This window comes from Pseudomonas sp. 910_23, assembly GCF_052850795.1.
Map to the genome: position 1 here is coordinate 1 of NZ_VXCZ01000028.1, position 13,651 is coordinate 13,651.

A 13,651-nucleotide genomic window follows, 5' to 3' on the forward strand; every position below is an offset into this window, starting at 1 on the left:
CGACGGTCACTGGGCGTTAGCCTATGAGTACGACAAACAAAACCGCCTCACCGCCGAGCATCAAGGCTGGGGCACCTTGCGCTACGGCTACGACGCCTGCGGCCAGCTGAAAAACCTGCGCCTGCCGGACAACAACCGCATCACCTTCAACCACGACAAAGGCGGCCACCTCGCCACCGTCGAACTCAATGGTGAAGTGCTCACCTCGCATCTCTTCAAGAGCGGCCGCGAACACCAACGCCAACAAGGTCAACTGCTCAGCCATTACCACTACGACGACCAAAACCGCCTACACGCCCACGCCGTCACACAGCAGGAAAACTACCTTTACCAGCGCCAGTACGACTACGACAAATCCGGCAACCTCACCCGCCTGCTCGACACCCGCAAAGGCCAGCACGACTATCGCTACGACCCGCTTAACCGCCTAACCCGCGCCGATCATTCCCAAGACGTCCAGGAGCGCTTCGCCCACGACCCGGCGGGCAACCTGCTGATGCAAGACCGCCCCGGCCCGGACATCGTTGCCGGCAATCGCCTGATGATCCAGGGCGACCGCCATTACGACTACGACGCCTTCGGCAACCTGATCCGCGAACGGCGCGGCAAGGGCCAGCAACTCGTTACGGAGTACCGCTACGACTGCCAGCATCGGTTAATAAAAATCACAAAACCGAACAGCGAAACCGCTAGTTATCGCTATGACCCCTTTGGGCGACGTGTCAGCAAGACCGTGGATGGCAAGACCACCGAGTTTTTCTGGCAAGGCGACAAGCTGATTGCCGAGCACCATGCAGAGCGTCATCGCAGCTACCTCTACGAACCCGACAGCTTCCGGCCACTGGCACTGTTGGAAGGTTTCGGCCCAAAAGAGACCAAGGCCTACCACTACCAACTCGACCACCTCGGCACACCGCAAGAACTGACCGACACCGAAGGTGAAATCGTCTGGTCAGCTCACTACCGCGCCTACGGCCAGATCGCCCGGCTCGACGTAGGCAAAATCGACAATCCGTTGCGTTTCCAGGGTCAATACTTCGATCAGGAAAGCGGCCTGCACTACAACCGCCATCGCTACTACAATCCGGATATTGGTCGCTACCTGACGCCGGATCCGGTGAAGTTGGCGGGTGGGATCAACGGTTACCAGTACGTGCCCAATCCGACGGGATGGGTAGATCCCTTAGGGCTGAGCTGTAAGGTTGGAATTTGTCCTGGCTCAAAAATCGACGCTCCAGCAAAAAAAATACCCAGCGGCGTACTAGACGGGCATGAAAAAGCAGGCGGACATCTGATTAAAAAGCACGTAGAGCGGACTGACTATCAATTGGTAGAAAGGCTTGAGGTGGAGCCACATATACCTGCAGCGTCTACGTTCAAAACTTTAGAAGACGCAGAAGCACTTGTATCCAAAAGCTTGGCTTCGCACAGTCAGGAAATATCCAAATTCCTACAAGGAACGAAGGACAAGCATATTATCAGAGAGCATTCGAGCCAACCCGTAGGGTTGAGCGTTATAAGAGGCACCACAGAATCCATACCTGTTTATAAGTTTATGCTAGTTTTAATTCGAAAACCAAAAATGCCAGACGGCTACCTTTTACTGACAGGATACCCAATAGAAAAATGAACAACCAACTAACTGAACTTCAGCAATTCTTTGGAGCTTACTTCCATCAAGACTGGGTAGATGAGCACGCCACAGCTGACGAGGTCATTGATGCTTTTCTACTAGACTCATCTACGGATGTAATCATCACCGTAAAAGAAGAAATTCTAGAACTGCTCAAATACTATACAAACGAATCAAATCTTTTGGAGAACCTGCTACACAAACAGTATTGCTATTATTACTATCCGCACGAGTGGGCATCAGGGCCGCTTTGGCTGAGCCACATCGTAAGAAAAATTGAGAACTACTTACTCCTCAAAAAATAATCGATCGCCCCCCTAAACAAATCAGCACAGCCACTAAAGGAAAAATCCTATGCAGTTAAGTACGCAGTTTAAAAGTCATCGAGCGCAACTCGCTGTACTAAATGAGGTAAACACCAGAGCAGAACGCAACCTACCGCCTTTTACCGGGGAAGATTACTACGGCAACCCAGTTGTCCGAATCGAAATGCAGGGTTGCGGAAGAGGATACATACCAAACCCTTCTGACCGAAACAATCCAATACTTGATGAAAATATGGATGCAGCGATCGCGAAATTCGATCGCGAAACCAAAGAACTTTATACCGTATTCCCTGTGAGCAATGACCAATGCTGAAACACCCTTTTCTAGATATCCCTTACGCACCGAAACTTCGCCATTTACTCAGCCCGTTCGATATTTATGATCGCGAAGAGACTGTAGGTGAAGAGCTTGCATGTTACGACATCAATCTTGACACAGATAGAGAGCGGCTGATCAAAAAATACATAATTGAGAAATTTTCAGATCTAAGCTATCGACATCGCAAGGTCTTATGCGACAAATTGGGGGCTGCACTTAGCGACGAAACTTATAATTTTTCGCACTTATTGAGACAGGCTCCCGGCTATTACTGCACCCTGCCTTGGGGATGGAGTGACATGGACAATCCAAAAGGCTTTTTCGAAGAAATTTATAGATTAGCTAATGAGTGGTGGAAAGAAGACCTCCAAAAAGCCAGCCTCGAAGACCCTGCCACATGGTGACCCGAGTCTTGGATACACTGAATATCCAATGTGGGAGGGGGCTTGCTCCCGATAGCAGTGGGTCAGCCAATGCATATGCAAGCTGATCCACCGCCATCGGGAGCAAGCCCCCTCCCACATTTGAATCTCCTCAGTACGGCAATCCAACGCTCCGATCAGCGCTTGGCCAGCTCCATAATCATCCGGCTCAACAGATAAACCCGGGGCACCACGCTCTCCACCTCGGCATATTCCTCCGCCGTGTGGATATTGCCCCCCACAATCCCAAACCCATCCAACGTCGGCGTCCCTACCCCGGCCGACAAGCTGGCATCTGCGGCGCCGCCGCTGCCTTCGATGGTCAATTTGCGCCCCAGTTCGCCATAAATACCTTGGGCTATCGCCACCAACTTATCCGATTCGGCCGTCTGCGGCATCGGTGGCAGGCCGCGTTGCAGGCTGGTTTTCACTTCTGTGTCGGGGATCAACGTGTTGGCTGATACCCGCGCCAGATCCTTCTCGATTCGATCGAACTCTTCCGGCACCGCCGCACGTACGTCGGCCTTGGCAGTGGCCTGGTCGGGGATAACGTTGGTGCGGTCACCGGATTTGAGCACGGTGAAGTTGATGGTGGTCTTCTTCTCTTCATCACCGAGCTTGCCCAGTTGCAGGATCTGGTGCGCGGCCTCCATGGCGGCGTTGCGTCCCAGTTCCGGGGCGACGCCGGCGTGGGCGGACTTGCCTTTGACTTCGACCACCGCGGTCGCGCTGCCTTTGCGCCATACCACCAGGCCGTCCGCTGGGCGGCCGGGCTCCAGGTTGAGGGTCACGTCATGGCCCTTGGCGGTTTTACGGATCAGTTCAGAGGCAACCTCAGAGCCGGTTTCTTCGCTGGCGTCGAGCAGGAAGGTGATCTGTGCGTAGTCCTTGAAGCCCTGGTTTTTCAGGACTTTCAGCGCGTAGATACCGGCGACGATACCGCCCTTGTCATCCATCACGCCGGGGCCATAGGCACGGCCGTCCTTGATGTGGAACGGGCGCTCGGCGGCCGAGCCTTCCTTGAAGACAGTGTCCATGTGCGCCATCAGCAGGATCCTGGCCTTGCCGGTGCCTTTGAGGGTGGCAACCACGTGGCTGTTATTGGCCGCCTTGTCCGGTACCAATTCAATGCTGAACCCCAATTGCTTCAACTCATCCACGGCGATGTCACGCACTTGGGTCAGGCCCGGCTCGTAACCTGACCCCGAGTCGATATTTACCAGGCGCTCCAACAGCTTCAGGGCCTGGGCCTTGTACTGCTCGGCATCCGCCTGGATCTGCTTGTGAGGTTCGGCGCTGTAGGCCGGCATGACGAAGGACAACGCCAGGGTGGCGGCCAGCAGGGTACGCGGGAAAGTGAAGAGCATGGAGCGATCCTTTTTTGTTGGAATGGGCTCCCCACACCCTATCTCACTAGACCGACCGCAACCAACCCTCCTGCACGGCGTTCACCCGGTTGCGCCCGCTGCTCTTGGCTTCGTACAACGCCTGGTCGGCATCGTTGAGCCAACCGATGGAGTCAGCGTGGGTCGGCTGGTACGGCGCCAGGCCGATACTCAAGCTGACGCGCAATGCCGGGTCCTGGGCATAGGCCAAGGCGTTGAAGCGATCGCGCAAGGCCTCCATCACTTCGGTGGCGCGATTGAGGGGCATGTCCGGCAGGATCACGCAGAACTCATCGCCGCCATAACGCCCGGCCAGATCGGTGGCGCGCAGGTTCTGTCGCAGCACTTTGCTCAATTGGCGCAGGACGATATCGCCGGTCACATGGCCATAGGTGTCATTGATAGTCTTGAAGTGGTCAATATCAATCAGCGCGATGGCGGCGCCCGCCTGGTTTCGGCGGCAGCGTTGGAACTCGATGTCCAGGTGGTCTTTCCAGGCGCCGTGGTTGAGCAGGCCGGACAAGCTGTCGGTGCGGCTCAAGGCCAACAGCTCACGCTTGTGCCGGGCCAGGGTCACGGCCTGGCGGTAGCAGATCCAGCCCAGCACCAGGGGATACAGCATCAGGATCGGCAGGCAGGCATACAACTGGGCCTGGGTGGTCACGGCGATAAAAGCAGGCGCAAAAATCAGCAGCGCCGCCCCCAGCCCCAGCGCCTGCGCCGCCCACCCCGCCAGCATAAAGCGCGTGCCACCGATGGCCACGTTGTTCATGGTCATCATCGACAGGGTGGTGACGCTGGGCAGTGGGTTGAAGTGCATCGCGCCGACCCAAAACCCGCCGCAAAAAGAATCGAACAACAGGCTACGGCGCTCACTGCGCAGGGTATGGGCTGCATGCAAAGACAATTGAAACGCCACATGCGGCCACACAAAAGCGTTGATCAGCATCCAGGCCCACACCCAAACGGAAGGACTCAGCGGATACATGGCAAATACCACGCAGACGAAGCCGAGGCTCAGCCCCAGAAGACGAGATTTGTACAAGCGCGAAGCGAGCGGAAGTCCCTTTCCTCCTACGGCTGGCATGGTGGGGTGCAATCCTGAGTGAGTGCCTGGAGTCTAACAGGGTAACGTCAAATCGCCACTACTGCTTACACGCTAATGCTTCAGTGTGAAAAGCCACGCGCCAGCATCCATGCAACGCCCAACAGCAGCACTGCGGTGACCCGCTGCAACAACACCCGCCGCTTGGGGTTTTCCAGTACATGCTTGATGCGCTGGCCGAAATAGCAATACAGGCACCCGCTGGCAAATTGCAGCAACAGGAAGGTCGCCCCGAGGATGGCGATGTCCGCCGCCGAACTGTGCTCCCCCGCGCCTGCAAACTGCGGGAACACCGCGCTGAACATGATGATGGTCTTGGGGTTGGAAAACCCGGTCAATAGCCCTTTGCCAAACAGGCTGCGCGAGCCTTCCACGGCGCCCGCGTTGTTGATCGACACGCCGCTGCTGGTCCACTGCTTGTAGGCCAGGTAGAGAATATAGGCTACCCCGACAAACTGGATGGTCTGGGTAATGGCAAGGTTGCCCTTGATCAGCTCCGAGAAACCGACGGCAAAAATCAGGATGGAAATCAGGTACGACACACTGGCGCCGATCTGCGCCGGGATCGAACTGCGCAGGCCGTCCTTCAAGCCCAGGCTCAGCAACAGCAGGGTCATGGGGCCGGGGCTGAAGGTCATCGTGGCGCAAAACAGCAGGAAGTAGAGAAACGAAGACAGGGTTAATGCACTTGTCATGGCCGCGGACCTTGAATGGAAAGAAACACGCCTCAAACGCCCGCCCCATGGCGGTCTTGGCGGTCTGGTTACGGCGCAGTCTAGAGCAGCGGCATTGCACAAGGCAGGTAAAGTGATGCCTAATTCGGCCTGACTTCACCGGTAAAATTACCGGCAAACACAAGGACCCGTCATGTTTGTATCCGCCATCGCTTTTGTGGAGGGCACCCCCAAGGTCCAGCAGATCGTCGAGGCGTTCAGCCAGGCCATCGAGAACGGCGAATGGGCGCCGGGCAGCAAGTTGCCGTCGGTACGGGAATTGACCCAGACCCTGGGCGTGAGCAAGTTCACCCTCAATGAGGCGCTGGACCGCCTGCGCGGGCGCCATTTGCTCACCTCCAGCCAAGGCCGTGGCTACTTCGTGGCGATGGACAGCGCCCGGCCGGCAACGGCGACCTGGGTCGACTTGCTGCCCCAGGACCTGCTCAGCATATTGCGTCGCCCGCTGGTCACCGCCAGTGGCGAACTGCGCCCCGGCGGTGGGCACTTGCCGGAGGAGTGGCTCAATGGCGAAGCGATTCGCCAGGCCATGCGCAGCGTGGTGCGTGCGCCAACGCTGCGCATCGCAGGCTTGGGCACGCCAGCCGGGCTGCTGCCGTTGCGCCAGGCGCTGCAACAGAAACTGCACGGTGAAGGTTTGTCGGTGCCCGTGGAACAGATCATCACCACGCCCAACACTGTGCAGGGCCTGGACATGCTTATGCGCCTGCTGGCCCGACCTGGCGACACGGTGTTGCTCGACGCGCCGTGCTACTTCAACTTCCACGCCAACCTGGCGCTGCATGGGGTCAAGGTCGTTACCACCGAGCGCCGCCCCGACGGTTTCGATTTCGCGGCCCTCGAACAGTTGCTGGCCGAACACCGCCCCAGCCTTTACCTGACCACCAGCGTTTTGCATAACCCCACCGGGCATTCATTCAGCCCCAGCCAAGCGTTTCGCCTGCTGCAGCTGACCCAGCAATACCACTGCCATATCGTCGAGGATGATCTGTATGGCGACCTGCACCCCAACCCTCCCCCGCGCCTGGCTGCCGTCGCCGGGCTCGACCAGGTCACCTACTTGTCAGGGTTCTCCAAGATCCTCAGCGCCAACACCCGGGTCAGCTACGTCGTGGCCGCGCCGCAACTGGCCGCCAACCTCACCAATATGAAGTTGATGAGCGGCGGCGTGACCTCCGAACTGTTCGAACAGATCGTCTACCGCATGCTCACTGAAGGCAGCTATGCCAAGCATCGCAAGCGTATGGTGCAACGCCTGATGGAGGCCGGTGGACGCGTCGAACAATGGCTCAAGCGCTGCGGCTGCGAACTGCCGATGGCCTATGAAGGCGGAATGTTTATCTGGGCGCGTCTGCCGAAGGGGGTGAACGGCGAATTGCTGGCCCAGGAAGCGTTGAAACGCAGCATGGTGCTGGCGCCCGGTGGGCTGTTTGGCTACGACCCGGCCCATCGCGACTCGATGCGCTTCAATGTGGCCCACAGTGATGAGCCACGGGTGCAGCGGGTGTTTGAGGCGTTGTTGCATGAAGTGGCGCAGAGCAATGCCCATGCCGGGCGCGAATCCCTGTAGGAGCGGGCTTGCCCGCTAAGGTCGTCAACGATGACGCGGGTTTACAGCCCAAGCGCGGCGCTCTCAGGTTTTTCGTGAGCAAGCTCGCTCCTACAGAAAAGCCAATTGAGGTGTTTTGAGCCGTTCACCCCGGCAACGGAATTACCCGCAACGGCCGCACCGACTTGTACGAAAAGCTCGAATAGATTTCCTTGACGCAGGGCAAGGTCTGCAAGACTTTGCGGGCAAACTCGCCGAACGATTCCAGATCCTTGGCCACCACTTCCAGCAAAAAATCATAGCGGCCCGACACGTTATGGCACGCCACGATTTCCGGAATCTCCAACAGGCGCTGCTCGAACGCGCGGGCGATTTCCTGGGTGTGGCTGTCCATCATGATGCTGACAAACGCGGTCACCCCATAGCCCAGCGCCTTGGGCGAGAGGATCGCCTGGTAGCCGCTGATCACCCCGCTTTCCTCCAGGGTGCGCACCCGGCGCCAGCAGGGTGAGGTCGTCAAGGCGACCCGCTCGGCCAGTTCGGCCACGGTCAGGCGGGCGTTGCCCTGCAATGCGTTTAAAAGGGCTTTGTCGGTGCGGTCCAGCTTGATGGGCATAACGTGCCTCTAATCATTATTTTTATCGGTGTTTGATTCACAAACGCGGGTTTTTCCAGCAGTTTTTGCAAGGTTCGTCCGTGGTTATGAGCATAGCATTGTAGGAAATAAGGAGCGCCCGACATGACCAATAAACACAACACCTGCGGCTTTTCCACCCGTGCCATTCACCACGGCTATGACCCCAAGGACCACCACGGCGCGCTCGTACCGCCGATTTACCTGTCGGCCACCTTCGCCTTTCCCACGGTTGAATACGGCGCCGCGTGCTTTGCCGGCGAAGCCAGCGGCCACTTCTACACGCGCATTTCCAACCCGACCCTGGCGCTGCTGGAATCACGCATGGCCACCCTGGAAAACGGTGAAGCGGCGGTGGCCTTCAGCTCCGGCATGGGCGCGATTGCCGCGACGTTCTGGACCCTGCTACGCCCGGGCGACGAGGTGATCGTCAGCCAGACCCTGTATGGCTGCACCTTCGCTCTGTTGCACCACGGCATCGGCGAATTCGGCATCAAGGTGCGGCATGTCGACCTGACCGACCTGGCCGCCCTGCAAGCGGCCTTGTCCCCGGCGACCCGCATGATCTACTGCGAAACCCCGGCCAACCCCAACCTGCGCCTGATCGACATCGCCGCCGTGGCCAGGCTTGCCCATCAACAGCCGAATGTCACCCTGGTGGTCGACAACACCTACTGCACGCCCTACCTGCAACGGCCCCTGGAACTGGGCGCCGATGTGGTGGTGCACTCGGCCACCAAATACCTCAGCGGCCATGGCGACATCACCGCAGGCATTGCGGTGAGCAACCAGGCGCTGGCACAGCGCATTCGCCTGCAAGGGCTCAAGGACCTGACCGGCGCGGTGATGTCGCCCCAGGACGCGTCGTTGCTGATGCGCGGCCTCAAGACCCTGGCCCTGCGCATGGACCGCCATTGCAGCAATGCCCAGGCGCTGGCCGAAGCCTTACAGGCGCACCCGGCCGTGGAGAGTGTGATCTACCCCGGGCTGCGGTCCTTCCCACAGTACGAACTGGCGACCCGGCAAATGAAACTGCCCGGTGGCATGATTGCCTTTGAACTCAAGGGCGGGATCGAGACGGGGCGGCGCTTTATGAACGCACTGCAACTGTTCACCCGTGCGGTCAGCCTGGGGGATGCCGAATCGTTGGCGCAACATCCGGCGAGCATGACCCACTCCACCTATACCCCCGAGCAACTTGCGCAGCACGGTATCAGCGAGGGCCTGGTGCGTTTGTCGGTGGGGCTTGAAGACGTCGCCGACCTGTTGGCGGATGTGCATCAGGCCCTGGCCAAGTGCGGCCGCAACACGGTGCGTCAGGCCGCGACAGCGCCCTCTGCTGTGAGATAGCGCCTACACGTAAAGTGATTTTTATCCTGGCGGTGGTCGGACGGATCCGACTACCGTTATGCGTTTTTAATCTGAATTTTATCGATTGGATCCCCCTGCCTTTGCCAGCCTGTACTAGCATGGTGGCGGCGGGGAGGATTATCTGTGCAGGTTATTCATACCGGTTACCTTGTTGACTCCCGCCGCTATAACGCCCAATACCTGTACCCGAAACTCATGGACGAATTGATGAACTCACACCTGTTCCCACATATAGGCAAGGTCATCGCCAGCACCGGCAGCCGCCATTTCCCACGTATGCTGCATGACCTCATCCTCACCCAACTGGCCGTGGACGCCACCCATATCACCCAGCTGCAGGTCAACAGCGAAGGCCACAGCCGCCGCAAGATCAGCCCGGTCTACACCGACTCGGTGGCAACCCTGGGGGCCGAGCAACCCGCCGCACAATTGCACCTCACCCGACACAAGGACGATGTGCGCTACGTGCTGTCGGTGTACCGCTCGCACCCCTCGCAGAGTTTTTCTGCCCAAGAGCGCAGCATGTTGCAGGACTTCTCCACGCTGTTGCTGCCCATGGTGGAAAAACACATCACCGCGATCCAGCCTGGCCGTCAGGACAGCCCGCCGGCAGTGCCACAGCACCAGGGCATCGAAACCCTGCGCCGACGCATCCAGGAGCGCCTGGTGCAATCGGGGCTGACCCTGTCCAACCGTGAACTGCAAGTGTGCGTGGGCCTGCTGGCCGGGCGCACCGCACCGGAGCTGGCCGAACAACTGGCATTGAAGGTCAACACCATCGAAAGCTACCTCAAGCGCGCGGCGATCAAGCTGGGGATCAGTGGGCGGCATTCGTTGTTGCGGTGGATGTACTCGACCCAAGACAGCACCCGTTTCTAGGCGGACGCAGATCAAACTGTGGGAGGGGGCTTGCTCCCGATAGCGGTGTATCAGCCATTACATCTTTGACTGAAAAATTGCTATCGGGAGCAAGCCCCCTCCCACATGGGGTCCTCATTGGCAGATAGGGATCAGTCCCTTGCCAATGCCTCTATCGGGTCCAACCGCGCCGCATTTCGCGCCGGCACAAAACCGAACACAATGCCGATCAGTGTCGAGCAGGCAAACGCGGTAATGATCGAGCCCACCGAAAACACCATTTCCCACTCCTTCACAAACAGCGAAAACAGATAACCGATGGCGTAGGACAACGAGATCCCGATGATCCCGCCGATCAAACACACCATCACCGCCTCCACCAGAAACTGCTGGCGAATATCCGACTGGCGCGCCCCCACCGCCATGCGGATACCAATCTCGCGGGTGCGCTCGGTGACCGACACCAGCATGATATTCATCACGCCAATGCCTCCCACCAGCAATGAAATCACCGCAATCAACGACAACAGCAGCGCCAGGGAACGGCTGGTTTTTTGCACCGTCTGCATGATGCTGTCGAGGTTGTTGGTGAAGAAGTCCTTGGTGCCGTGACGTTGCAGCATCAGCTTGTTGACGTTGTCTTCCACCACCTTGCTCGGCTGGCCGTCTTTGATGCGCACGGTGATGCTGTCCAGATGACGCTGGCCCAACAGGCGCCCCGCCGCCGTCTCATACGGCACCCACACGTTCAGCGCCTTGCTGGCGGCGAACATGTTCTTGTTGTCCGCCGTCACGCCGATCACCGTACACGGCAGGTTGCCCACCAGGATCACCTGGCCCAGCGGGTCGATGTTCGGCCCGAACAGCCGCTGGCGGGTGTTGTGGTCGATCACCACCACCTGGGCCTGGCGTCGCGCATCGCTTTCACTGAAGGCAATGCCGGCTTCCAGCTTGAGGCCCTTGACCTTGAAGTAGCGATCACTGACGCCGTTGACCTGGGCATCCACATCGATGTTGCCAAAGCGCAGCAACAGGTTGCGGCCCACCACCGGCGTGGCGCTGTCGACGTAATACAGCTGGTTCAGCGCGTCCACATCCGAGGGCATCAGCGTCTGGATCGCCGAGGCGCGACTGTCACCAAAGCTGGTGCCGGAAAAGATATCGATGGTGTTGCTGCCGATCGCCTGGATGTCCTTGAGCACATAGCGCTTGGCGCCTTCGCCGATGGCCGAGATCGACACCACCGAGGTGATCCCGATCACAATGCCGAGCATGGTCAGCAAGGTGCGCATGCGGTGCGAAATCAGCGCCACCCAGGCCATGTTGAAGGCTTCCTTGAATAGCCCCAGGCTCGCCACCAGGCGCCGCGCACCGCTGCGCCTGGGCTCGATCGGCGCTTCGCTGGGCAGCTCCAGGTCAACGCTGTCATTGACCTTGTCGCTGACGATCTCACCGTCACACACCTCGACAATGCGCTGGGCATTCGCGGCGACCTTGGGGTCGTGGGTGACGATGATCACCGTGTGCCCGGCCGCGTGCAGCTCTGCGAGGATACGCATCACTTCCTTGCCGCTGTGGGTGTCGAGGGCGCCGGTGGGTTCGTCGGCGAGGATCACTTCGCCGCCGTTCATCAGGGCCCGCGCGATACTCACGCGCTGTTGTTGCCCGCCGGACAGCTGGCTGGGCCGGTGGGAGATATGCCCGGACAAGCCCAGGCGAGCGAGCAAATCCCGCGCGCGGCTGTGGCGCTGGCCTTCAGGAGTACCGGCATAAATCGCTGGCATTTCCACGTTGTGCAAGGCGCTCAGGTGAGCAAGCAAATGGTAGCGCTGGAAGATAAAGCCGAAGTAATCACGGCGCAGCTCAGCCAGTTGCTCATCGCCCAGGGAGCGGGTTTCGATGCCATTGATCTTGTAGCTGCCGGCGGTGGCGTAATCCAGGCCGCCAAGGATATTCATCAGGGTCGATTTGCCCGAGCCCGAGGCGCCGATGATCGCCAGCATTTCCCCGGCATGAATCGTCAGGTCGATGCCTTTGAGCGCGATGAATTCACGCTCGCCGGCCATGAAACTACGGGTAATGCCCTTGAGTTCCAACAGAGGCTGAGTCATGGATCAGCTCCCTGCCACGGCGGGTGTGGCGTCGCCGATCACCACCTTGTCGCCCTCGGCCAGGCCATCCAGAATCTGCACTTTGACGTTGTTATTGATGCCGGTCCTGACGTTGCGCTCTACCGCTTTGCCCTTGGCATCCAGCACCCGCACCGGGTAACTGCCGTCGGCATTGCGTGCTCCCAGCGCCGCCACCGGCACCATCAACGCGGCCTCGGCGGTGTCGAGCACAATGCGCACCTGTGCGGTCATGGCGATGCGCAGGCGATGGTCAGGGTTGGGCACGTCGAACAGCGCGTTATAAAACACCGCGGTATTCTGCTTGGGGGTGCCGGCGGTCTGGGTTTCGAGGAAGTTCTGCGGGGCTGGTTCAGTACCGCGCAGTTTGGCGTAATAGCGTTTGTCCGCCTCGCCGAGGATGGTGAAGTACACCTGCTGGCCGGGGCTGATATGAATCACATCCGCTTCCGAGACCTGGGCCTTGACGGTCATGGTGTCCAAGTCCGCCAGCTTGAGCAGTACCGGTGCGAGCTGGCTGGCGATCACGGTCTGGCCTTCCTGGGTGACGATGCCCACTACGTCGCCGTCGATGGGCGCGTTGATGCGGGTGTAGGCCAGGTTGACCTTGGCGGTGTCGATCTGGATGTGTGCGCTTTTGATCTGTGCGTCCAGGGACAGCAGGTTGGCCTGCTGTACCTGGAAGCTTGATTCGGCGTCTTCGAAATCCTGGCGTGACACCGATTCGTCGGCCTGCAGACCCTTGTAGCGTTCATAGACAGACTTGGCCTGCTTGAGCTGCGCGGCGGTTGCGCGGCGTTGGGCCTGGAGGTTTTCTTCGTCGACCTGGGCTTTGCGCAGGGTGTTCTGCAGGATCAGCGGGTCGATTTCGGCTAGCCACTGGCCCTTTTTTACCTTGTCGCCGACTTTGACTTTCAGCGATTTGAGCTGGCCGGAGACTTGGGCGCCGACGTCGACCTGCTTGATGCCTTCGAGCAGGCCGGTGGCCAATACTGCGTTTTCGATATCGCCGCGTTCGGTGGTGGCGGTGAGGTATTGGGGGGCGTCGGCGGGGGCCTTTACCGTGTAGATGATCAGGCCGATGGCGACGGCCAATGCTGCCAGGAGGCCGATTTTGCGGAATTTAGACGTTTGCATGGTTGGCTTCTTGATTGAGTACAGATCCGTTGGCCGGGTAGACGCGGCA

The 13,651-nt window shown here is 59.1% G+C and carries 13 protein-coding genes; 7 read left to right on the plus strand and 6 right to left on the minus strand.

Translation table 11 applies throughout. From position 1 onward, the window contains the following. The 4 genes from FW800_RS25630 to FW800_RS25645 form a co-directional block, all read left to right on the plus strand. On the plus strand, positions 1 to 1,630 hold a 1,630-nt coding region (locus FW800_RS25630; RefSeq protein WP_446438745.1), incomplete at its 5' end, for an RHS repeat-associated core domain-containing protein. After that, the gene (locus FW800_RS25635) at positions 1,627 to 1,938 is read left to right on the plus strand and encodes a contact-dependent growth inhibition system immunity protein (RefSeq protein ID WP_078821558.1); all 312 of its coding nucleotides are present in this window, start codon (positions 1,627 to 1,629) and stop codon (positions 1,936 to 1,938) included. The genes FW800_RS25630 and FW800_RS25635, both read left to right, overlap by 4 nt. 49 nt (positions 1,939 to 1,987) lie before the next feature. Continuing rightward, positions 1,988 to 2,272 (plus strand): hypothetical protein, encoded by a 285-nt coding sequence (locus tag FW800_RS25640; protein ID WP_446438746.1) that lies wholly within the window; start codon positions 1,988 to 1,990, stop codon positions 2,270 to 2,272. Then, positions 2,266 to 2,682, plus strand: a complete 417-nt coding sequence (locus FW800_RS25645; protein WP_446438747.1) for a hypothetical protein — start codon at positions 2,266 to 2,268, stop codon at positions 2,680 to 2,682. Before FW800_RS25640 ends, FW800_RS25645 begins: the two co-directional genes overlap by 7 nt. 155 nt (positions 2,683 to 2,837) lie before the next feature. Here FW800_RS25645 and FW800_RS25650 read toward each other — a convergent pair whose 3' ends face one another. The 3 genes from FW800_RS25650 to FW800_RS25660 form a co-directional block, all read right to left on the minus strand. Beyond that, a complete protein-coding gene (locus tag FW800_RS25650; RefSeq protein WP_446438748.1) occupies positions 2,838 to 4,067 on the minus strand; it encodes a M20/M25/M40 family metallo-hydrolase in 1,230 nt (409 codons plus the stop codon). Between the two features lie 46 nt (positions 4,068 to 4,113). Then, positions 4,114 to 5,172, minus strand: a complete 1,059-nt coding sequence (locus FW800_RS25655; protein ID WP_005788976.1) for a diguanylate cyclase — start codon at positions 5,170 to 5,172, stop codon at positions 4,114 to 4,116. A gap of 80 nt (positions 5,173 to 5,252) precedes the next feature. Continuing rightward, on the minus strand, positions 5,253 to 5,885 hold the full coding sequence (locus tag FW800_RS25660; RefSeq protein WP_446438749.1) for a LysE family translocator: 633 nt from the start codon (positions 5,883 to 5,885) through the stop codon (positions 5,253 to 5,255). 172 nt (positions 5,886 to 6,057) lie between these two features. Between FW800_RS25660 and FW800_RS25665 the strand changes: the two genes are divergently transcribed. Then, on the plus strand, positions 6,058 to 7,494 hold the full coding sequence (locus FW800_RS25665; protein WP_446438750.1) for an aminotransferase-like domain-containing protein: 1,437 nt from the start codon (positions 6,058 to 6,060) through the stop codon (positions 7,492 to 7,494). A 124-nt stretch (positions 7,495 to 7,618) separates the two neighbouring features. Here FW800_RS25665 and FW800_RS25670 read toward each other — a convergent pair whose 3' ends face one another. Further along, the gene (locus FW800_RS25670; protein ID WP_446438751.1) at positions 7,619 to 8,089 is read right to left on the minus strand and encodes an Lrp/AsnC family transcriptional regulator; all 471 of its coding nucleotides are present in this window, start codon (positions 8,087 to 8,089) and stop codon (positions 7,619 to 7,621) included. 123 nt (positions 8,090 to 8,212) lie between these two features. Here FW800_RS25670 and FW800_RS25675 point away from each other — a divergent pair, with 123 nt between their 5' ends. Both FW800_RS25675 and FW800_RS25680 read left to right on the plus strand, forming a co-directional pair. Next, complete coding sequence (locus FW800_RS25675; RefSeq protein WP_248128343.1) at positions 8,213 to 9,457, plus strand: methionine gamma-lyase; 1,245 nt, start codon at positions 8,213 to 8,215, stop codon at positions 9,455 to 9,457. A gap of 228 nt (positions 9,458 to 9,685) precedes the next feature. After that, on the plus strand, positions 9,686 to 10,357 hold the full coding sequence (locus tag FW800_RS25680; RefSeq protein ID WP_177327439.1) for a helix-turn-helix transcriptional regulator: 672 nt from the start codon (positions 9,686 to 9,688) through the stop codon (positions 10,355 to 10,357). Between the two features lie 131 nt (positions 10,358 to 10,488). Here FW800_RS25680 and FW800_RS25685 read toward each other — a convergent pair whose 3' ends face one another. Further along, entirely contained in the window at positions 10,489 to 12,447 is a 1,959-nt protein-coding gene (locus FW800_RS25685; RefSeq protein WP_446438752.1) for a MacB family efflux pump subunit, read from the minus strand. Positions 12,448 to 12,450: 3 nt separating this feature from the next. After that, positions 12,451 to 13,602, minus strand: coding sequence for a macrolide transporter subunit MacA (macA, locus tag FW800_RS25690; protein ID WP_005788987.1), 1,152 nt, complete (start codon positions 13,600 to 13,602; stop codon positions 12,451 to 12,453). Positions 13,603 to 13,651: the final 49 nt, after the last annotated feature.

What these genes read in the sequence shown, in the direction of transcription:
- FW800_RS25635 (WP_078821558.1), top strand. Translation starts at nt 1,627, where the DNA reads ATGAACAACCAACTAACTGAACTTCAGCAATTCTTTGGAGCTTACTTC.
- FW800_RS25640 (WP_446438746.1), top strand. Translation starts at nt 1,988, where the DNA reads ATGCAGTTAAGTACGCAGTTTAAAAGTCATCGAGCGCAACTCGCTGTA.
- FW800_RS25645 (WP_446438747.1), top strand. Translation starts at nt 2,266, where the DNA reads ATGCTGAAACACCCTTTTCTAGATATCCCTTACGCACCGAAACTTCGC.
- FW800_RS25650 (WP_446438748.1), bottom strand. Translation starts at nt 4,067, where the DNA reads ATGCTCTTCACTTTCCCGCGTACCCTGCTGGCCGCCACCCTGGCGTTG.
- FW800_RS25655 (WP_005788976.1), bottom strand. Translation starts at nt 5,172, where the DNA reads ATGCCAGCCGTAGGAGGAAAGGGACTTCCGCTCGCTTCGCGCTTGTAC.
- FW800_RS25660 (WP_446438749.1), bottom strand. Translation starts at nt 5,885, where the DNA reads ATGACAAGTGCATTAACCCTGTCTTCGTTTCTCTACTTCCTGCTGTTT.
- FW800_RS25665 (WP_446438750.1), top strand. Translation starts at nt 6,058, where the DNA reads ATGTTTGTATCCGCCATCGCTTTTGTGGAGGGCACCCCCAAGGTCCAG.
- FW800_RS25670 (WP_446438751.1), bottom strand. Translation starts at nt 8,089, where the DNA reads ATGCCCATCAAGCTGGACCGCACCGACAAAGCCCTTTTAAACGCATTG.
- FW800_RS25675 (WP_248128343.1), top strand. Translation starts at nt 8,213, where the DNA reads ATGACCAATAAACACAACACCTGCGGCTTTTCCACCCGTGCCATTCAC.
- FW800_RS25680 (WP_177327439.1), top strand. Translation starts at nt 9,686, where the DNA reads ATGAACTCACACCTGTTCCCACATATAGGCAAGGTCATCGCCAGCACC.
- FW800_RS25685 (WP_446438752.1), bottom strand. Translation starts at nt 12,447, where the DNA reads ATGACTCAGCCTCTGTTGGAACTCAAGGGCATTACCCGTAGTTTCATG.
- macA (WP_005788987.1), bottom strand. Translation starts at nt 13,602, where the DNA reads ATGCAAACGTCTAAATTCCGCAAAATCGGCCTCCTGGCAGCATTGGCC.